Source organism: Streptomyces sp. NPDC079141 (genome assembly GCF_040686775.1).
In the GTDB taxonomy this organism is placed as follows: domain Bacteria; phylum Actinomycetota; class Actinomycetes; order Streptomycetales; family Streptomycetaceae; genus Streptomyces.
This window is the reverse complement of sequence record NZ_JBFBLP010000018.1, coordinates 63,918-82,982: the sequence shown is the minus strand read 5'-3', so window position 1 is coordinate 82,982 and position 19,065 is coordinate 63,918. Positions and strand designations below refer to the sequence as shown.

The window sequence follows — 19,065 nt, the reverse complement described above, 5'->3', positions numbered from 1 at the left end:
AGCGATGGTTATGTTCTTGTTCCTGGTCGTCGCGCTCGCCGTCGTGGTCGCCGCGGTGACCCTCGCGGTGGTGGGCGGCGGCGAGGGCGGCGGCCCGCTGCCGGAGGCCGCCCCGGAGCGCCTCAAGGACCCGCTGCCGTACGACCGCCCGGTCAACCGCGCCGATGTGGAGGGGCTGCGCTTCCCGCTGGCCGCCCGTGGCTACCGCATGGCGGACGTCGATGACGCCCTCAGCCGCCTCGGCGCCGAACTCGCCGAGCGCGACGCCCGCATCGCCGATCTGGAGTCCGCACTGGCCGGCGCCCAGGCCACCGCCCACATCTCCATGGAGAAGCCGGCGCCGGAGGACCAGCAGTGAGCGACGGAACGGCGGTCGCGGGTCCGGACGGCCGGCTGCGCTGCCCCTGGGCCCTGTCCACCGCGGACTATGTGACGTACCACGACGAGGAGTGGGGCCGCCCGGTCCACGGCGACGACGCCCTCTACGAGCGCCTCTCCCTGGAGGCCTTCCAGTCCGGCCTGTCCTGGATCACCATCCTGCGCCGCCGCCCCGGCTTCCGTACCGCCTTCGCCGACTTCAGGATCGAGAAGGTGGCGGCCTTCACCGACGAGGACCGCGAACGCCTCCTCGCCGACGAGGGCATCATCCGCAACCGGGCCAAGATCGACGCCACCCTCGCCAACGCGCGCGTGCTGGCCGACTGGGCCCCGGGCGACCTGGACGAGCTGATCTGGAGCCACGCCCCGGACCCCGGCCCGGCCCCCAAGACCCTCGCGGACGTCCCGGCGGTCACCCCGGAGTCGACGGCCCTCTCCAAGGCCCTGAAGAAGCGGGGCCTGAGGTTCGTGGGCCCCACGACGGCGTACGCCTTGATGCAGGCGTGCGGACTGGTCGACGACCACCTGGAAGCGTGCGTGGCGAGAAACAGCGCCCCATAGGGGAGGGGTGTGGGGGCTGCATCGACAGCCCCGAGCCCTACCGGCCCAAGTACTTCGGCTTCTCCTTGTTCACAAAGGCCCGCACGGCGATCGCGTGATCCTCGGACGCCCCCGCCCGAGTCTGCAGCTCGTCCTCCTTCTCCAGCGTGTCCGCCAGGGAGTGGGAGAACCCGTAGGCCACGGCTTCCTTGATCGCCGCGTACGCCACCGTCGGCCCCTCGGCCAGCGCCCGCGCCACCTTCTCCGCCTCGCCCCGCAGCTCATCCGCGGGCACCACCCGGTTGGCGATACCCAGCTCAAGAGCCTCCTGAGCCTTGATATTGCGAGGGAAGAGCAGCAGGTCAGCGGCCCGCCCCGGCCCGACGACCCGCGGCAGCGTCCACGAGATCCCCGAGTCCGCGGTCAGCGCGACCCCCGCGAACGACGTGTTGAAGGCAGCCGAGTCGGCCACGACCCGGTAGTCCGCGGCCAGGGCGAAACCGAACCCGGCCCCCGCCGCGACACCGTTCACCCCGGCCACCACGGGCTTGCGCATCTCCGTCAGCGCCCTGGTGATCGGGTTGTAGTGCTCCTTGACCGTGCTCATCACCTGACCGGACCCCTCGGCCAGCAGCCCGATGTGCTCCTTCAGGTCCTGCCCCACACAGAAGGCCCGCTCCCCGGCGGCCGTCAGCAGCACGGCCCGTACGGCGTCGTCCGCGCCCGCCGCGGTCACCGCCTCCCGCAGGGCGACCTTCGTCTCGATGTTCAGCGCGTTCATCGCCTCGGGGCGGTTCAGCGTGATCGTCGCGAGCCCGTCGCTCACCTCGTAGAGCACGGTGTCGGCCATGGCGTATCCCCTCCGGTGTCGCGGCTCATGTCTGAGGACAGCATGGCGGAGATCGCCGGGAGCGGACGTGTGACCTGTGTCAAAGAAATCGGGCCGGTTTCCGTTCGGCGGACGCGCGTGCGGCGGCGCAGTATCGCAGTCACATCGCCGAATTGAGTGGTTTTGCTCGCGCGCGTTGCCCAAGCGATGCCGACCGATGTTGGTCATCGGGTCCTGAGATGCGGGATAATGGCTTGGAAGCAATGTGTTCGATGCCGGTGTCGCGTGTCCCGCCAGGACTACGCGTGCCCTCCCAGGGGCCGTCGGCTTTGACGATGAGCTGGTTTCAGGAAGGGGAACGAGCATGGCGGCCATGAAGCCGCGGACGGGCGATGGCCCGCTCGAGGTGACCAAGGAGGGGCGGGGCATCGTCATGCGCGTTCCGCTCGAAGGCGGCGGTCGGCTCGTCGTCGAGCTGACCCCTGACGAGGCCGACGCGCTCGGCGACGCCCTCAAGAAGGTCGTCGGCTGACGCGGAACGCGACCATACCCCTTCAGCTGCCCCGGTATCGCATGCGGTACCGGGGCGGTTGTTTGTCACTCAGCGCTTGACCGCGCACAGCAGCCCGTCGCCCACCGGCAGCAGCGACGGCACCAGGTCGGGGCTCTCGCGCACCGCGCGCAGCAGTTCCCGCAGTCGCAGGACCTCCGTGGGCTGCGGGCCCGAGTCCACCGTCCGGCCGCTCGCGAAGACGCCCTCGAACGCCACGAGGCCACCCGGACGCAGCAGGCGCAACGATTCAGCTAGGTATTCCAGGAACTCCAGCCGGTCGCCGTCGCAGAAGACGAGGTCGTAGCCGGCGTCCGCGAGCCGGGGCAGCACGTCCAGCGCCCGGCCGGGGATGAACCGGGCCCGGTTGCTGGCGAAGCCGGAGGCGCGGAAGGCCTGTCGGGCGAACTGCTGGTGTTCCGGCTCCGGGTCCACCGTGGTCAGTACCCCGTCCGGCCGCATGCCGTGCAGCAGATGGATGCCGGAGACGCCGGTCCCGGTGCCGATCTCCGCGACCGCCTTCGCGTCCACGGTGGCGGCGAGCAAGCGCAGCGCGGCGCCCGTGCCGGGCGACACCGAGCGCAGCCCTGCCTCGCGGGCCCGGTCACGGGCCCAGCGCAGTGCTTCGTCCTCGGCGACATAGGCGTCGGCGAACGCCCAGCTCGTCTGCCGGTTGCCGGTAATGACCCTCTCCTGTCCCCGTGGTTGCCTGGGCGTGACTGTATCCGTTGCGGCCGGGAACCCGCAGATGGGACCGGGCGTTTAAGGGGGTGGGAGACGACAGGGGGGACACGGTTGGATCACGATGAGGGGCGAGAGCCGCAGCAACTGCTGACGCAGTCGCATGAGCCGTATCAGCCCAGATCAAATTCTCGTAAAACCGCTTATCCGGAGCTAACGGGCGAGGTGGCTATGGTAGGGGCTCCACTGGACACCACCAGAGCCGACAGGGGAGGTGCGGCTGCGCCTGTGGATCGGGGAGGAGTGCTACGGCGCTTTCTCGGATCGGCGGGTAGGCCGAAATCCGTGAACGACACCGCTGCTGACCCCAGCCACGCCGACGTCTACACCCAGACCGCGACCTTCTCCACCGACGCGGACGGGCAGGCGTGGACTCCGCCCACGTGGGAGGAGATCGTCAGCACGCACAGCGGCCGCGTCTACCGCCTGGCGTACCGCCTCACCGGCAACCAGCACGACGCCGAGGACCTCACCCAGGAGGTCTTCGTCCGCGTCTTCCGCTCGCTGTCCACCTACACACCGGGCACCTTCGAGGGCTGGCTGCACCGCATCACGACCAACCTCTTCCTGGACATGGTCCGTCGCAAGCAGCGCATCCGCTTCGACGCGCTCGGCGAGGACGCGGCGGAGCGCCTGCCCAGCCGCGAGCCGTCGCCCCAGCAGGTCTTCAACGACGCGCACTTCGACGCCGACGTCCAGCAGGCCCTCGACACCCTCGCGCCCGAGTTCCGTGCCGCGGTCGTCCTGTGCGACATCGAAGGACTGTCCTACGAGGAGATCGCCGCGACCCTCGGCGTCAAGCTCGGCACCGTCCGGTCCCGTATCCACCGCGGCCGCTCGCAGCTGCGCAAGGCCCTCGCGCACCGCTCGCCCGAGGCTCGCGCCGAGCGCCGCTCCTTCGTGGCGCCTGTGCCCGCACTGGGGGGAGGGGGCGCGACCGCGTGAGTGGATCACGGCCCGACCCCGGCGAGCGACGCCTCGCCGAGCAGCATCTGGGAGACCGACTCTCCGCCCTGGTGGACGGGGAGCTCGGCCATGAGTCGCGCGACCGGGTCCTCGCCCATCTGGCCACCTGCGCCAAGTGCAAGGCCGAGGCCGACGCCCAGCGCCGACTGAAGAACGTCTTCGCGGAGGCGGCCCCGCCGCCTCCCTCCGAGAGCTTCCTGGCCCGCCTCCAGGGCCTCCCCGCGGGAGGTGACCCGGACGGCGGTGGCTCGCCGCTGGGCGGGGGGCCGTTCGGCGGACTGTCCGAACGACCCGGCGCCACCGGGGTCTTCGGAGTGAAGCGTGGCGAGCGGTTCGAGTTCGACTACGTGCCCTCGCACGCCCCCGCGCTCGCGCCCGCCTCGCAGGGCGGCTTCCGTATCCACCCCGTCGGCCGCCAGGACGCCGAGCGGTCGGCCTCGCGCGGGCTGCGGTTCACGCTCGTCGCCGCCGGAGCGGTGTCGCTGGCCGCCATCGCGCTCGGCGGAGTCACCACCGGCACGCCGACGGACGCGGAGGCACGCGGCGGGTCCGGTTCCGGGAGCAATGTGACGCCGATGCGATCCCAGGGCGCGGGCGCCACGACGGCCCCCGACAGCCAGCGCCGCCGGGGAGCCGGACCGCTGCTGGTACAGGGCCAGGGCCAGCGGGCCCTCGGCGACGCCCCGGCCGCCCCGACCGTGGTGTCAGCGCCGCTGCTGCCGGGCGTACCGGCCCCCGCCGCGGACGAGGCCCAGGCGTCCGAGCACTCGCTGACCACGCCCGTCGTGGCCGGCGCGGCCGCCATGTCCCCCCTGATACGCCCGCTCAGCGCCACCCCGCCGCTCACCCTCACGTCCTGGCACAACGCCCCGGAGGTCACGACCCCCGGTCTGCTCGCCGCACCCGTCCCCGACACCGCCTCCTCGCCTTCCACCACCGGTCGCTGACCCGGCCTCTGCGCGGCGGCCCACGAACCTGGTTGAATCCAGGGTGGGCCGCGCTCACGGCATCAGCCGGGCGCGGAGGCGGAGTTCGACGAGCCGCGGCCACCGCCGACGAGCCGTGCCGTGGCCAGCTGTGGGGAGAACATGGACGAGGGGAAGCCCACGAAGGCGAAGTGGTGGAGCCGGCCTCGGCTCCAGGGCCCTGCGGCCCGGACGGAAGGGGCTTCGCCGACACCGGTTCCGAACGAGGACGGCGACTTCGAGCTGGAGCGGCCCGCGGGCACGGGGGTGGAGGCGGTTCCCTCGGACACCTCCGAGAGCGGCGACTTCGAGCTGGAGCAGCCCGTGGCGCCGAGTTCCTCCGACGGTGACTACGAGCTGAGCCGGCCCACAGCCGAGGCTCCGTCCGCCGCGGAGGCCGTCGTGGAGGCCGTCGCCGAGGCCGCAGCGCCCGCTGCCGGTGCCGCCGCCCCCGCGGACGAGCGACCCCGGCCCCTGCACGACCCCGACCCCTACAGCACCCCGCCGTACGGTGAGCCGGGCCCCTGGGCACCCGCCCCGCCCGTACAGCACCCGGCGACGACACCCGCCAACGGCACGGCGATACCGGCGCCGCCGTCCACACCGGGCCTCGGCACGCCGCCGGCCCCGGTTCCGGCGACGCCGACCCCGCCGCAGGTTCCCGGCATGCAGACCCCGACGCCGGTTCCAGTAACGCCAACCCCGCCGCAGGTCCACGGCACGCAGACCCCGCCGCCGGCCCCCGGCGCCCAGCCCTCCGTCGGCACCCCGGCCCCCGTCGCTGCCCCGGCCCCCACCCCCTGGCAGAACTACGACCCCTGGTCCGCGACCCCCCTCGCCGCCGCCCCCCTCCAGCAGAACGGTGCCGCGGTCCCCACCACGGAGCAGCGGCGCAAGAGAGGGCGGAAGGTCCTGCTCACCGGAGCCGTGCTGCTCGCGCTCGTCTCCGGTGGCGTCGGAGGCGCCGTAGGGGCGTACCTGGAGCGCAACGGCGGCGTCGGGGACGTGGAGCTGCCGCAGGCGGCGGCGGAGCCCACCGGGCGGGCCCCGGACACCGTGGCCGGGATCGCCGCCCGTGCCCTGCCCAGCGTCGTCACCCTGCATGTGTCCGGCGCCGAGGAGCAGGGCACCGGCACCGGCTTCGTCCTCGACGACAAGGGGCACATCCTCACCAACAACCACGTCGTCGAACCGGCCGGGGCCGACGGCGAGATCTCCGTGACCTTCCACAGCGGCGACACCGCCAAGGCCACCGTCGTGGGCCGGGACAGCGGATACGACCTCGCCGTGGTGAAGGTGACGGGCGTCAGCGGGCTGACCGCCCTGCCGCTCGGCAACTCCGACAACGTCCAGGTAGGCGACCCCGTCGTCGCCATCGGCGCCCCCTACGACCTGGAGGGCACCGTCACCTCCGGCATCATCAGCGCCAAGGAACGGCCGATCACCGCCGGCGGCGAGAGCGGCGACGGAAGCGATGTGTCGTACGTGGACGCGTTGCAGACCGACGCGCCCATCAACCCCGGCAACTCCGGCGGCCCGCTCCTGGACGCCAAGGCCCGGGTGATCGGCATCAACTCCGCCATCCGCTCCGCCGACAGCGGCTCCGACCCGGAGGGCGGTCAGGCCGGTTCCATAGGGCTCGGCTTCGCCATCCCGATCAACCAGGGCAAGCGCGTCGCCGAGGAGCTGATCAACACCGGCCGGGCCACGCACCCGGTCATCGGCGTCACCCTCGACATGGACTACACGGGCGACGGCGCGCGCGTCGGCACCAAGGGCAGCGACGGCGGATCCGCGGTCACCTCGGGCGGCCCCGGCGACAAGGCCGGAATCGAGCCCGGCGATGTGATCACCGAGGTCGACGGGCAGCGCATCCACTCCGGCGAGGAACTCATCGTCAAGACCCGCGCCCACCGTCCGGGCGACCGGCTGGAACTGACGCTGGAGCGCAACGGCAGGGAAATGACCATTTCGCTGGTTCTCGGCTCCTCCGCCGGCAGCTGAGGAGCCGCAGGACTCACAGAAACCTCACAGCGCGGCCCCCGGGAGCGGCCGCACACAGGGCCTGACAAGGCAAAAAGCCCGGAAAACCGCACGCATGCCCGCACTCGGAAGCCTCGGGACAGTACCGGTCGTAGGGGATCGCCGGGTACCGTGGACCCGGCCCGGATCGCAAGGAGCTTCAGGTGTTCAATGACATAGGTGCGCTAGAGCTGGTGACGCTCATCGTCCTTGCCGTGCTCGTCTTCGGTCCGGACAAGCTCCCGAAGGTCATCCAGGACGTCACACGGACGATCCGGAAGATCCGTGAGTTCTCCGAGAGCGCCAAGCAGGACATCCGGCAGGAACTCGGGCCGGAGTTCAAGGACTTCGAGTTCGAGGACCTCAACCCCAAGACGTTCATCCGCAAGCAGCTGGACAACGACGACCTGGGGATCAAGGAGATCCGCAACGGCTTCGACCTGAAGAAGGAGATGGCCGAGGTCACCGACGCGGTCCACGGCCGCGACTCCGAGTCGTCCTCCTCCTCGTCCAGCTCCTCCGGCGACCGCGTCGACATGACGAAGAAGCCCGACGAGCGGCCCGCCTACGACACGGACGCCACCTGAGCCGTAGCGGCACGACGCGCGGGCGCGCGGCGTCGTACGTGATGCGTTTCATACTCCGCCCGGGGGCACGCGCGGCCTGAACCCGCCCCCGCAGCGCCCCGCGCGTCGGCCGGTTTCCCGGCTGCTCTCAGCGGTGTGGCTATGCTGCCGAGTTGTTGTGGGACCGGACGAGTACGCCCGAAGGGGGGCGGGCCGCCCGGATCCGACGAGAGCGAGGAGGCGTCCGGGCACATGGAGACGACGAGTAGGGCAGTCGCGCAGGCGCCGGCCGCGGAGGGCGGACAGCAGGTCCCCTCCGCCCGGCGTACGGTCGACGGCTACCTGCTGGCGCCCTTCCCGTGGTACGGCCTCGACGAGGCGTTCACGGGGCCGCGCTGGCTGATGCAGGTCGGTACGGCGGCCGACGGGGCCGTCGAGCACGGATCGATCGGACACGGCGACGAACCCTCCGTACGGAACGAGGCGACGGAGGACCGGGAGAAGTTCGCGGTCGTGGTGACCGTCGCCGCGAACCCCTCCCGGCGGAGTGCGGACGGCACGGGGCTGCTGGAGGCGACGTCGGTCTCGTCGGCCGCGTGGCTGGCCGGCGTCGGGCTGCTGTCGTTCACCTGGCCCGGGCAGATGGACCACTCACTGCGGGACGACTGGCTGGATCAGCAGACGGAGACGGCGTGGGCGCTGGCCGACGATCTGGACGGCCCCGAGTGGTCGACGCTGTCCCTGCCGGTGGACGGGGTGCCGACGCCGTTCCACTACCGCGAGTCGGAGTTCGGCTGGGTGCTCGCCGGGTCCACCCAGGAGGGTGTGCACGTGGGGGCGTACGGCAGAGGCATGAGCGCCTACGGGCTCGGCTTCGCCATGGTCAAGGACATCGGCGAGTACGCATGAGAAAAGGGGCGCCGCCGGGTGTGCGGCGCCCCCTTTGTCGTAGGGCTAGAACTTGTTCTTCGGGGTGATCCCCAGCGACAGTCCCGAAAGACCCCGCTGCCGTCCGCCCAGCTTGCCCGCGATGCCCCGCAGGGCCGCGCCCGCCGGGCTGTCCGGGTCCGTCAGGACGACCGGCTTGCCCTCGTCGCCGCCCTCGCGCAGGCGGACGTCGATCGGGATGGAGCCCAGGACCGGGACCGTGGCGCCCGTCGTGCGGGTGAGGCCGTCGGCGACCGTCTGGCCGCCGCCCGTGCCGAAGACGTCGACCATCTCGCCGCAGTGCGGGCAGGGCAGGCCGGACATGTTCTCGACGACACCGACGATCTTCTGGTGGGTCTGGACGGCGATGGAGCCCGCGCGCTCGGCGACCTCGGCCGCCGCCTGCTGCGGGGTCGTCACGACCAGGATCTCGGCGTTCGGCACCAGCTGGGCGACGGAGATCGCGATGTCACCCGTGCCGGGCGGCAGGTCCAGCAGCAGGACGTCCAGGTCGCCCCAGTACACGTCCGCCAGGAACTGCTGGAGAGCCCGGTGCAGCATCGGGCCGCGCCACACGACCGGGGCGTTGCCCGGCGTGAACATGCCGATGGAGATGACCTTCACGCCGTTCGCGGACGGCGGCATGATCATGTTCTCGACCTGGGTCGGACGGCCGTCGGCGCCCAGCATGCGCGGCACGCTGTGGCCGTAGATGTCGGCGTCCACGACACCGACCTTCAGCCCGTCCGCGGCCATCGCCGCCGCCAGGTTCACCGTCACCGACGACTTGCCGACGCCGCCCTTGCCGGACGCGACCGCGTACACGCGGGTCAGCGAGCCCGGCTTGGCGAACGGGACCTCGCGCTCGGTCTGGCCGCCGCGCAGCGCGGTCGCCAGCTCCTTGCGCTGCTCGTCGCTCATCACGTCGAGCGAGACGCCGACGCCGGTGACTCCCTCGACCCGGGATACCGCCTCGGTGACGCGCTGCGTGATCGTGTCCCGCATCGGGCAGCCGGAGACCGTCAGGTACACCGTGACCGCGACCGCTCCGTCCGCGCCGATCTCCACCGACTTGACCATCCCGAGTTCGGTGATGGGGCGGTTGATCTCGGGGTCGTTCACCGTCGACAGTGCTTCGCGCACCGCGTCTTCCGTAACCATAAGGACGATGGTACGGCGCACTGCGGGGGCCTCGGGATGCCCGTCACCGGTCGTCTACGTCACGTCCGTGGGACCGTTCTGCCGGGAATACGACATGGCTGCCGTCCACCCGGTGTCCGTCCAGGTCCTTCATCAGGTCGGTGAGCTCGGAGCGGATCCAGTCGCGGGTCGCCACCTCGCCGAGGCCGATCCGCAGCGCGGCGATCTCGCGGGTCAGATACTCGGTGTCCGCGATCGACCGCTCGTTCTGCTTGCGGTCCTGTTCGAGGTTGACCCGGTCGCGGTCGTCCTGCCGGTTCTGCGCGAGCAGGATCAGCGGGGCCGCGTAGGAGGCCTGGAGGGAGAGCATCAGGGTCAGGAAGATGAAGGGGTACTCGTCGAACTTCAGGTCGCGCGGCGCGAAGATGTTCCACAGCACCCACACGATGATGACGACCGTCATCCAGACGATGAACCGTCCGGTGCCGAGGAAGCGTGCGATGCGCTCCGAGAGCCGTCCGAAGGCCTCCGGGTCCCACTCGGGCAGCAGCCGCCGGCGCGGCGGCCGCGGCTGGTCGAGCCGGGCCCTGGGACGGCCGGCCGCGGTCGCCCCGGACACCGCGCGCTCGCGGGTGCCCTCTCGCTCAGGAGCCATGTGCCGCCGCCCCCTCGTCGAGGTGGAACTCGGTCTCCCGCCAGTCCTCGGGCAGCATGTGGTCCAGTACGTCGTCCACGGTGATCGCGCCCAGCAGCGACCCGGACTCGTCGACGACGGGCGCCGCGACCATGTCGTACGTGGCGAAGAACCCGGCGATGACCGGCAGCGCGGCGTCCGGGGCGAGCGCTTGCAGGTCGTCGTCGAGCAGGGCGCTGACCAGGGTGTACGGCGGGTCGCGCAGCAGGCGCTGGAAGTGGACCGTGCCGAGGTACTTGCCGGTCGGCGTCTCGTCGGGCGGGCGGCAGACGTAGACCTGGGCGGCGAGCGCGGGGGAGAGGTCGGGGTTGCGGACCCGGGCGAGGGCGTCGGCGACGGTGGCGTCGGGCCGCAGCACGATCGGCTCGGTCGTCATCAGACCGCCGGCCGTGTGCTCCTCGTACGCCATCAGCCGCCGCATGTCGGCCGCGTCGTCGGGCTGCATCAGGCTCAGCAGCCGCTCCTTGTCCTGCTCCGGCAGCTCGGAGAGGAGGTCGGCCGCGTCGTCCGGGTCCATGGCCTCCAGGACGTCGGCGGCCCGCTCCTCCTTCAGCTTGCCGAGGATCTCGATCTGGTCGTCCTCCGGCAGCTCTTCGAGCACGTCGGCCAGCCGGTCGTCGTCGAGGGCGGCGGCGACCTCGGCGCGCCGTTTGGGGGAGAGGTGGTGCAGCACGTTGGCGAGGTCGGCGGGGCGCAGCTGCTCGAAGGTGGCGAGCAGGTTCTCGGCGCCCTGGCCCTTCTCCTCCAGGGAGAACCCGGTGACGGCGGACCACTCGACGGTCAGCGACTCGCCCTTGGCCCGCCTGAGCGGCCCGCTCTTGCCGCCCTTGCGCACGAAGACACGGTCGATCTCCCAGTCCCGCCGGGCCGGCAGCTGCTGCACCGACAGATCCAGGACGGTGACCTCCTCGCCGGTCTCGACGAGCGTGACCCGCCGGTCGAGCAGCTCGCCGAAGACCAGCCGCTCGGTGGGCCGCTGCTCGAAGCGGCGGACGTTGAGCACTCCGGTGGTGATGACCTGTCCGGACTCGATGCTGGTCACCCGGGTCATGGGCAGGAAGATGCGGCGCCGGGTGGACAGTTCGACGACGAGCCCGAGCAGCCGCGGGGGCCGTCGGCCGACCCGCAGCATGACGACGAGATCGCGTACCCGCCCCACCTGGTCACCGTTCGGGTCGAAGGCGGCGACGCCGGAGAGGTGCGAGACGAAGACCCGGGGTGCGCCGGCTGCCATGTCCCACCTCCTCCTTGCCGTTCCTATGTCCCTTTTGCCCGCTCGGATGGGCTTCAGGCTAGCCCGTCCCGATCGGATACGCCCTGGTGAGCGGTCCGGACGGTCTGGCTCCGCTCGGCTTCCGCGACCCCGGTACGCTGCCGTACGCCGTTCCGCACCCCCTCAGAAAGGCAGCCCACCTGTGACTGCGATTCCCCAGGGCCGTACCCGCCGGGCCGCGCTGGTGAGCGCGATGTGCGCCCTGGTCGTGACGGGAACGGGGCTGACGGGATGCGGCGGTGACGACCCCGACGCGGGCACGAACGGGGTGGGCAAGCTGCCCGCCGACCAGATCCAGCGCAAGACCCGTACGGCCGCCGAGTCCGCCGACGCGGTGCGTCTGTCCGGGAACGTGGTCACCAGCGGGCGCACTTACAAACTCGACATGCGGCTGAAGGCCGACGGCGGCATGGGATCCGTCACCTCCGAGGGGGCGACCTTCCAGCTGCTGCGGATCGACGAGCAGCTGTTCCTCATGGCCGACGCGGGCTTCTGGAGCCACCAGGACGGCAAGGGCGACGACGAGAGCGCGGACGCGGCGGCCGCGGAGAAGCTCGACGGCAAGTACGTCAAGGTGCCCAAGGGTGACCCCTCGTACAAGAAGTTCAGCGGCTTCACGGACATGGACGTGCTGCTCGACGGCCTGCTGACCCTGCACGGCAGCCTGGCGACGGACGGCCATCACGAGCAGTCCGGCATCCGCACCATCCGCATCACCGGCGACGACGGCTCCGGCGGCACCCTGGACGTCTCCCTGGAGGGCAAGCCGTACCCCCTGCGCCTGGTCCGCGGCGGCGGCGCCGGCACGCTCACCTTCTCGGCCTGGGGCAAGGACTTCACCCTGGAGAAGCCGAAGAAGAACGAGACGGTGGACTACGGCGTGCAGCTGCCGACGTCCTAGCCCTTGCGGCGCTTCTTCAGCAGCAGCCGGGGCAGCCCCGCGGGAATCGGCTGACGCGTCGTCGCAGGCGACGGCACCGGCGCCGCCGCCAGGTCGCCGTCAGGCAGGGGCGCTGTGGTCCCCGTCGGCTCCAGGCGGAGCACCCGGCACTCGCGCGACCAGCGGTGCGGCATCTCCTCGCCGTCGGGCGCGTTCAGCCGCTTGCCCTTGAGCTCGGCGACCGTCGCCTCCCACTGCTCGGAGCCCGACGTCAGCTCCACGACCTTCGCCGTCCAGGAGACCAGCCGGCCCCCCTTGTCCTTGCTGCGCACCGTCACCTCGGCGGCGGCCCCGTCGGAGAGCCCGGACAGCGGCTGCTCGCCGGGCCCGTCGCCGACGACACAGGCCGCGCCGTCGTGCCACACGTGCCACAGGGCCCGCGCGGGAACACCCGGCCCCTTGACCCAGATGAGCCCGGACTTCTTCGTGGCCTCCTCGACGAGGGCCTGGTCGAGCAGCTCGCTTGTCATGAGCCCAGCCTATCCAGGCGTGCTCAGAGCCAGCCGTTGCGCTTGAGGGTGCGGTGGATACCGAGACAGATCATCACGGTGACGCCGAGCACCAGCGGGTAGCCGTACTTCCAGCGCAGCTCCGGCATGTGCTCGAAGTTCATCCCGTAGACGCCACACACCATCGTCGGTACGGCGATGATGGCGGCCCATGAGGTGATCTTCCGCATGTCCTCGTTCTGCGCCACGGACGCCTGCGCGAGGTTGGCCTGGAGGATGGAGTTGAGGAGCTCGTCGAAGCCGATGACCTGCTCGTGCACCCGGGCGACATGGTCGGCGACGTCCCGGAAGTACTTCTGGATGTCCGGGTCGATCAGCCGCATCGGCCGCTCGCTGAGCAGCTGCATGGGCCGCAGCAGCGGCGACACCGCGCGCTTGAACTCCAGGATCTCGCGCTTGAGTTGGTAGATCCGGCCGGCGTCCGTGCCGCGCGGGCTGCCCTTGCGGCCCGGCGAGAAGACGTCCGTCTCCACGTCGTCGATGTCGTCCTGGAGCGCGTCGGCCACCGCGATGTACCCGTCGACGACATGGTCGGCGATGGCGTGCAGCACGGCCGAGGGGCCCTTGGCGAGCAACTCCGGGTCGTCCTGCAGCCGGTGGCGCAGCGCCCGCAACGAGCCCTGCCCGCCGTGCCGGACGGTGATGAAGAAGTCCCGTCCGGTGAAGCACATGACCTCGCCGGTCTCCACGACCTCGCTGGTGGCGGTGAGTTCGTCGTGCTCGACGTAGTGGACGGTCTTGAAGACGGTGAAGAGGGAGTCGTCGTAGCGCTCCAGCTTGGGGCGCTGGTGGGCCTGGACCGCGTCCTCCACGGCCAGCGGGTGCAGCCCGAACTCGCTGGCGATACCGGCGAATTCGGCCTCGGTCGGCTCGTGCAGCCCGATCCACACGAAGCCGCCGTCGCGCCGCACCTGGCGCATCGCCTCGTGCGGGCTCAGCGACCTGCCGCACTCGACGCGGGCACCGTCGCGGTAGACGGCGCAGTCGACGACGGCGGAGGGCGTCGAGGGGTCGCGCGTGGCGTCGTACGCGCCGCTGTCCAGGCGCGTCCCCTTGGCGAGCGAGGGACGGGACGGGCGGACCGCGGCGCGCAGGTCACGGATCATCGACATGGCAGGCTCCTTCGCGGGAGAGCAACGAAAGGCCGCCCGCGGCGGGTGGAACTGCCCGGAATGGGGACGTCCAGACTGCGGATGTTTGGCACGTCCACAAAGCGGGGAGCACCGCACCGTCGCGGTGGCGAGCTTCGTTGCTGATTCAGCTGCTGCTACTGACAGGCAGATCAGGCAAAACGAGACAAAGGCTCTTCCGCGGTGAAAGGCAGACGAGAGGTGGCAGCCGGCTAGGAAGCAGAGCAGCTACGTCAGCGGCGGGAAGAGCGGGTGCTACTGCACGGTCGACTTCGATCCATGACAGCCCCACCTCCTCCGGCCGGTCCCCCGTAGGGGAGTTTCGTCGGCGTCGGGGCCTGACCGCGACGCTTCTGCGTGCTGCCCCGAACCACCGGGCAAGAGTATCAGCCGACTGAAGTGTCAAGGCGCGGCTTTGCCCGGTACTGACGAGTTCTATGCTCGCCGCATGACTGATGTTCTTCCTCTGGTCGAGGCCCGGTTGCTCTCCGCGCTGGGTGAACCGGACGCCCGCGCCGCGGTCACCTTCCTCGGCACGGACCGCATCGAGGTGCTCCGTTTCCACGAGGACGACATCGTCCGCTACGCCACGCTAGGCATGTCCGCCCAGCCGATGACGGACCCCAACGCGATGCTCGCCGACCCGGTCAAGGGGCCCCGCGCCGAGCTGGTCCTCTCCGTGCGCGCCGGCCTCGCCGACACGGACAAGGTGCTCCGGACGCTGGCGGTGCTCGCCGCGTCCCCGCAGGTGGAAGGTGTCGTCGTGGCCCCGGGGGCGTCCCTGGACGTCGGCGAACCCCTGTGGCCCGGCGCCCCGTTCACCTCGGTCCTGGTCGCCGAGCCGGGCGGCCTGGTGGAGGACCTGGAGCTGGACGAGCCCATGGACCCCGTGCACTTCCTGCCCCTGCTGCCCATGACCCCGAACGAGGCCGCCTGGAAGCGCGTGCACGGCGCCCAGGCCCTCCAGGAGCGCTGGCTGACGAACGGGACGGACCTCAGGGATCCGTCCCGCGCCCCGGTCTCCCTGGCGTGAGCAAGCTCACCAACGGGCGGCTGGTGTACGTCAGTTGGTGAGCACCGGATGCGCACGGCATGTTAGTCGACCTAATTAATGCCATATGCATCCAAAATTGGCCGGTGAAGCGGTTCCGCCCGGACGGGTGATCGTCCTTGACGTGAGGAGGAAGGGGTAGGACCGTGGGGCCCTATGAGGGGCGAACCCAGTTGCCCGAAGTGTGGTGGCCGGGTCAGGGCTCCCGGACTCTTCGCCGATTCCTGGCAGTGCGATGTGCACGGCACCGTGCATCCGCTGCAGCCCGTGATCCCGCCCAGCGTCGAGGCCCTCAGCGTCGTGGTGCACCGCACGCAGGTGCCGGTGTGGATGCCATGGCCGCTGCCGGTCGGATGGCTTCACACGGGTGTGGCGTGCGCGGGGGACGACCGCAGTGGCGGGCGGGCGACCGCCGTCGCCTGTACCGGTCCCGGTCCGCTCGGCGGCATGGGTGAGCTGATCCTGGTGGCCGAGGAGCTCGGGGTCGGGCTCGGCGCGCGGTACGCGGGCATCGACGGACCGGACCCGGGGCCGTACATGAGCGTCGAGAAGCCCCCGCAGGCGAAGGTGCTGGCGGCGGGCCGGCCTACTCCGCTCTGGCATGTCACCGGGACGCCCGACGACCGTGCCGTCTTCGCGGGCGAGGCGCTGGGGCTGTGGCTGTGGGCGGTGGTGTGGCCCGAGCAGACCGGGCTGCTGATGTACGACGAGCTGGTGCTGACGGATCTGCGGGATGCGGGGGCCGAGGTGGAGCTGGTGCCGTGCGGAGCGCTTTCGCCGCGCTTGCTTGAGCCGTAGCGCCCAGTGGCTCGGGTGGTTGGAGCTGTTCTGCGGGTGCGGGTGTGTGGTGGTTTCTCGCGCAGTTCCCCGCGCCCCTTGCGCGCATGTCACGGACGTTAGTAACAAGTGAACCCTGGGTTCGACTGTGACAAGTGGGTCTCCGGAGCCGTTATGCTGGAGCGTCCGCTCCCGTACCGTCACCCTTTGGAGTTCGCGAGTGCGTATCGACCTGCACACCCACTCCACTGCTTCCGACGGTACGGACAGCCCCGCCGAGCTGGTGCGCAACGCTGCCGCTGCCGGGCTGGACGTCGTGGCGCTCACCGATCACGACACGACCCGTGGGTATGCGGAGGCCATTGCCGCGCTGCCGCAGGGGCTCACTCTGGTCACCGGCGCCGAGCTGTCCTGTCGTATCGACGGTGTCAGCATGCACATGCTGGCCTACCTCTTCGACCCCGAGGAGCCGGACCTGCTCGCCGAGCGTGAGCTCGTGCGGGACGACCGGGTGCCGCGCGCCAAGGGGATGATCGCCAAGCTGAACGAGCTGGGCGTGCCCGTGACCTGGGAGCAGGTCCTGCGGATCGCCGGGGACGGGTCCGTCGGGCGGCCGCATGTCGCCTCCGCGCTCGTCGAGCTCGGGGTCGTGCCGACCGTGGGTGACGCGTTCACGCAGGACTGGCTGGCCGACGGCGGGCGGGCCTTCGTGGAGAAGCACGAGACCGACCCCTTCGAGGCCATCCGGCTGATCAAGGGCGCGGGCGGCGTCGCGGTGTTCGCGCACCCCGCCGCCGTGAAGCGCGGGCAGACGGTGCCGGAGTCGGCGATCGCCGAGATGGCCGCCGCCGGACTCGACGGCATCGAGGTCGACCACATGGACCACGACCCGGACACCCGGGCGCGGCTGCGCGGCCTCGGCAAGGAGCTGGGTCTGCTGATGACCGGCTCCAGCGACTACCACGGCAGCCGCAAGACCTGCGTGCTCGGCGAGAACCTGACCGACCCCGAGGTCTACGGAGAGATCACGCGGCGCGCGACCGGGGCGTTCCCGGTGCCCGGGACCGGCGGGGCCTGAGGCACCACCTCCAGGCTCGTCCCGTTCGTTTCTTAGCAAGGCCCCTTCACTGATGTTCGACGTTGCCGTCTTCGGCTCTCTGTTTCTGACCCTTTTTGTCATCATGGATCCCCCTGGGATCACCCCGATCTTCCTTGCGCTGACCTCCGGCCGTCCGGCCAAGGTGCAGAAGCGCATGGCCTTCCAGGCCGTCTGTGTGGCCGGCGGAGTGATCACGGTCTTCGGGCTCCTCGGCCACCAGATCCTGAACTACCTGCATGTGTCCGTGCCCGCGCTGATGATCGCGGGCGGGCTGCTGCTCCTGCTCATCGCCCTCGACCTGCTCACCGGCAAGACGGACGAGCCGAAGCAGACCAAGGACGTCAACGTCGCCCTCGTGCCGCTGGGCATGCCGCTGCTGGCCGGGCCGGGCGCGATCGTGTCCGTCATCCTGGCCGTGCAGAAGGCCGACAGCGTCGCGACGCAGGTGTCGGTGTGGTCGGCGATCCTCGCCATCCATGTCGTGCTGTGGCTGGTGATGCGGTACTCGCTGCTGATCATCCGCGTCATCAAGGACGGCGGCGTGGTCCTGGTGACCCGGCTCGCGGGCATGATGCTCTCCGCGATCGCGGTGCAGCAGATCATCAACGGCGTCACCCAGGTGATCCAGGGCAGCTGAGCCCCGTGGACACAAGCGGAGCCCCGTACGGCGTCGATGCCGTACGGGGCTCCGAAGTATGAGGGACTCGCGGGTTACGAGGCCGTGGTGTCGGCCGGGCGAATCCACAGTCGCTGCCCGATGGCGGCGGCCTGCTGAACGATCCGGTTGACGGAGGCGGCGTCCACGACGGTGGTGTCCACGGTGGTGCCGTCGACCTCGTCGAGTCGCATGATCTCGAAGCGCATGGCTTCTCCCTTCGTCTGGTCATCCTCCTGCGGAGAATTTCTGCGTACGTGAGGAGTCAACGGGCTGCGTGTTACAAACATTCCCTACGCTAAAGAAATTTTTCGAACGGCTAACTACCAACGGGTAAGCCGGGTGTTCCGGGACGCGCTGGGACCGGTTGTGTTCGCAGCGTGACCGCCGGGACAATGGGGGTGATGAACGACGACCTCGCGGCCCTGAGTGCCCGCATCGACCGCACCAACGAACTGCTCACGCGCATGCTCGCCGAGGTGGCGAAGACACCCTCGACCCATGCGATCTTCGTCGACGCGGGGTATCTGTACGCGGCCGCGGGCCGGCTGGTCGCCGGCACGGAGGACCGGCGCGCCTTCGACCTGGACGCCGAGGGGCTCATCGAGGCGCTCATCGACCGCGCCCGGACGATCTTCGCCGACAGCAGGCTGCTGCGGGTCTACTGGTACGACGGTGCCAGGCGCCGTATCCACACCGCCGAGCAGCAGTCGATCGCCGAGCTCCCGGATGTGAAGGTCCGGCTCGGCAACCTCAATGCCAACAACCAGCAGAAGGGCGTCGACTCGCTGATCCGTACCGATCTGGAGTCCCTCGCCCGGCACCGCGCCATCAGCGACGCGGCACTGCTCGGCGGCGACGAGGACCTGGTGTCCGCGGTGGAGGCGGCGCAGGGCTACGGCGCGCGGGTCCACCTGTGGGGCATCGAGGCCCCGGAGGGCCGCAACCAGGCGGAGCCGCTCCTCTGGGAGGTCGACAGCCAGCGCACCTTCGACCTCGAATTCTTCAAGCCGTACGTCTCGCGCCGCACCGCGGCCGCCTATGAGTCGGCGGCGACCCGGCCCTCCCGGGAGGACGTCCGCTTCGTGGGCGCCCAGATCGCGGCGAAGTGGCTGGCGGAGCGGGGGCGGGACTCGCTCGTCGAGCTGTTGCCCGGGCATCCCTATCTGCCGGGTTCGGTGGACCAGGACCTGCTGGTGGAGGCGGAGGGCCTGCTGCAGTACTCGCTGCGGGGGCAGGCGGATCTGAGGAGGGCGCTGAGGGACGGCTTCTGGGGTCACCTTCAGTCGCAGTATTAGGCGGTTTCAGGGGTG

Annotated in this window: 22 protein-coding genes; 14 read left to right on the top strand and 8 right to left on the bottom strand. The window is 70.7% G+C overall.

The genetic code is table 11. The annotated features are described in order from the left end of the window. Nucleotides 1-10: 10 nt before the first annotated feature. Both AB0Q90_RS34945 and AB0Q90_RS34940 read left to right on the top strand, forming a co-directional pair. The gene (locus AB0Q90_RS34945) at nt 11-358 is read left to right on the top strand and encodes a DivIVA domain-containing protein (protein ID WP_363161891.1); all 348 of its coding nucleotides are present in this window, start codon (nt 11-13) and stop codon (nt 356-358) included. Further along, nucleotides 355-939 (top strand): DNA-3-methyladenine glycosylase I, encoded by a 585-nt coding sequence (locus tag AB0Q90_RS34940; protein ID WP_363161818.1) that lies wholly within the window; start codon nt 355-357, stop codon nt 937-939. Before AB0Q90_RS34945 ends, AB0Q90_RS34940 begins: the two co-directional genes overlap by 4 nt. Nucleotides 940-976: 37 nt before the next feature. Here the strand turns inward: AB0Q90_RS34940 and AB0Q90_RS34935 are convergent, their stop codons facing one another. Further along, nucleotides 977-1,768, bottom strand: a complete 792-nt coding sequence (locus tag AB0Q90_RS34935) for an enoyl-CoA hydratase-related protein (protein ID WP_363161817.1) — start codon at nt 1,766-1,768, stop codon at nt 977-979. Between the two features lie 343 nt (nt 1,769-2,111). Between AB0Q90_RS34935 and AB0Q90_RS34930 the strand changes: the two genes are divergently transcribed. Beyond that, complete coding sequence (locus AB0Q90_RS34930; protein ID WP_003966491.1) at nt 2,112-2,279, top strand: DUF3117 domain-containing protein; 168 nt, start codon at nt 2,112-2,114, stop codon at nt 2,277-2,279. 69 nt (nt 2,280-2,348) lie between these two features. On the opposite strand, the gene AB0Q90_RS34925 is transcribed toward AB0Q90_RS34930, so the two are convergent. After that, the gene (locus AB0Q90_RS34925) at nt 2,349-3,047 is read right to left on the bottom strand and encodes an O-methyltransferase (RefSeq protein ID WP_363161890.1); all 699 of its coding nucleotides are present in this window, start codon (nt 3,045-3,047) and stop codon (nt 2,349-2,351) included. Nucleotides 3,048-3,281: 234 nt separating this feature from the next. Between AB0Q90_RS34925 and sigE the strand changes: the two genes are divergently transcribed. The 5 genes from sigE (at nt 3,282) to AB0Q90_RS34900 (ending at nt 8,466) form a co-directional block, all read left to right on the top strand. Further along, nucleotides 3,282-3,983 carry an RNA polymerase sigma factor SigE gene (sigE, locus tag AB0Q90_RS34920; protein WP_363161889.1) on the top strand — a complete coding sequence of 234 codons (702 nt, stop codon included), beginning with the start codon at nt 3,282-3,284 and terminating at the stop codon, nt 3,981-3,983. After that, complete coding sequence (locus AB0Q90_RS34915; protein ID WP_363161816.1) at nt 3,980-4,951, top strand: anti-sigma factor; 972 nt, start codon at nt 3,980-3,982, stop codon at nt 4,949-4,951. The genes sigE and AB0Q90_RS34915 overlap by 4 nt, the downstream gene beginning before the upstream one ends. 141 nt (nt 4,952-5,092) lie before the next feature. After that, nucleotides 5,093-6,973 carry a trypsin-like peptidase domain-containing protein gene (locus AB0Q90_RS34910; protein ID WP_363161815.1) on the top strand — a complete coding sequence of 627 codons (1,881 nt, stop codon included), beginning with the start codon at nt 5,093-5,095 and terminating at the stop codon, nt 6,971-6,973. Between the two features lie 182 nt (nt 6,974-7,155). Beyond that, entirely contained in the window at nt 7,156-7,578 is a 423-nt protein-coding gene (locus AB0Q90_RS34905; protein WP_363161814.1) for a sec-independent translocase, read from the top strand. Between the two features lie 231 nt (nt 7,579-7,809). Next, complete coding sequence (locus AB0Q90_RS34900) at nt 7,810-8,466, top strand: hypothetical protein (protein ID WP_363161813.1); 657 nt, start codon at nt 7,810-7,812, stop codon at nt 8,464-8,466. 45 nt (nt 8,467-8,511) lie between these two features. Here AB0Q90_RS34900 and AB0Q90_RS34895 read toward each other — a convergent pair whose 3' ends face one another. The 3 genes from AB0Q90_RS34895 to AB0Q90_RS34885 are packed head-to-tail and all read right to left on the bottom strand — an operon-like array spanning nt 8,512 to nt 11,552. Continuing rightward, on the bottom strand, nt 8,512-9,645 hold the full coding sequence (locus tag AB0Q90_RS34895) for an Mrp/NBP35 family ATP-binding protein (protein ID WP_363161812.1): 1,134 nt from the start codon (nt 9,643-9,645) through the stop codon (nt 8,512-8,514). Nucleotides 9,646-9,688: 43 nt separating this feature from the next. Beyond that, nucleotides 9,689-10,279, bottom strand: coding sequence for a DUF1003 domain-containing protein (locus AB0Q90_RS34890; RefSeq protein ID WP_363161811.1), 591 nt, complete (start codon nt 10,277-10,279; stop codon nt 9,689-9,691). Further along, nucleotides 10,269-11,552, bottom strand: coding sequence for a CBS domain-containing protein (locus tag AB0Q90_RS34885; RefSeq protein WP_363161810.1), 1,284 nt, complete (start codon nt 11,550-11,552; stop codon nt 10,269-10,271). The genes AB0Q90_RS34890 and AB0Q90_RS34885 overlap by 11 nt, the downstream gene beginning before the upstream one ends. A 181-nt stretch (nt 11,553-11,733) precedes the next feature. On the opposite strand from AB0Q90_RS34885, the gene AB0Q90_RS34880 reads away from it, so the two are divergent. Further along, on the top strand, nt 11,734-12,492 hold the full coding sequence (locus tag AB0Q90_RS34880; RefSeq protein ID WP_363161809.1) for a hypothetical protein: 759 nt from the start codon (nt 11,734-11,736) through the stop codon (nt 12,490-12,492). On the opposite strand, the gene AB0Q90_RS34875 is transcribed toward AB0Q90_RS34880, so the two are convergent. Then, the gene (locus AB0Q90_RS34875; protein ID WP_363161808.1) at nt 12,489-13,001 is read right to left on the bottom strand and encodes a hypothetical protein; all 513 of its coding nucleotides are present in this window, start codon (nt 12,999-13,001) and stop codon (nt 12,489-12,491) included. The two genes, AB0Q90_RS34880 and AB0Q90_RS34875, sit on opposite strands and share 4 nt — an antisense overlap. 23 nt (nt 13,002-13,024) lie before the next feature. Further along, nucleotides 13,025-14,152, bottom strand: a complete 1,128-nt coding sequence (locus AB0Q90_RS34870; protein ID WP_363161807.1) for a magnesium and cobalt transport protein CorA — start codon at nt 14,150-14,152, stop codon at nt 13,025-13,027. Between the two features lie 466 nt (nt 14,153-14,618). Here AB0Q90_RS34870 and AB0Q90_RS34865 point away from each other — a divergent pair, with 466 nt between their 5' ends. The 4 genes from AB0Q90_RS34865 (at nt 14,619) to AB0Q90_RS34850 (ending at nt 17,734) form a co-directional block, all read left to right on the top strand. Beyond that, entirely contained in the window at nt 14,619-15,203 is a 585-nt protein-coding gene (locus AB0Q90_RS34865) for a suppressor of fused domain protein (RefSeq protein WP_363161806.1), read from the top strand. A gap of 174 nt (nt 15,204-15,377) precedes the next feature. Then, nucleotides 15,378-16,019: a DUF6758 family protein gene (locus AB0Q90_RS34860; RefSeq protein ID WP_363161805.1), complete on the top strand. Its 642-nt coding sequence runs from the start codon at nt 15,378-15,380 to the stop codon at nt 16,017-16,019. A 199-nt stretch (nt 16,020-16,218) separates the two neighbouring features. Then, nucleotides 16,219-17,076, top strand: coding sequence for a PHP domain-containing protein (locus AB0Q90_RS34855; protein WP_363161804.1), 858 nt, complete (start codon nt 16,219-16,221; stop codon nt 17,074-17,076). A 52-nt stretch (nt 17,077-17,128) separates the two neighbouring features. Beyond that, the gene (locus AB0Q90_RS34850; RefSeq protein WP_363161803.1) at nt 17,129-17,734 is read left to right on the top strand and encodes a MarC family protein; all 606 of its coding nucleotides are present in this window, start codon (nt 17,129-17,131) and stop codon (nt 17,732-17,734) included. Between the two features lie 74 nt (nt 17,735-17,808). Here the strand turns inward: AB0Q90_RS34850 and AB0Q90_RS34845 are convergent, their stop codons facing one another. After that, nucleotides 17,809-17,961, bottom strand: coding sequence for a hypothetical protein (locus AB0Q90_RS34845; RefSeq protein WP_018544351.1), 153 nt, complete (start codon nt 17,959-17,961; stop codon nt 17,809-17,811). A 195-nt stretch (nt 17,962-18,156) separates the two neighbouring features. Here AB0Q90_RS34845 and AB0Q90_RS34840 point away from each other — a divergent pair, with 195 nt between their 5' ends. After that, nucleotides 18,157-19,050 carry an NYN domain-containing protein gene (locus AB0Q90_RS34840; protein WP_363161802.1) on the top strand — a complete coding sequence of 298 codons (894 nt, stop codon included), beginning with the start codon at nt 18,157-18,159 and terminating at the stop codon, nt 19,048-19,050. The last annotated feature ends 15 nt before the right edge of the window (nt 19,051-19,065 follow it).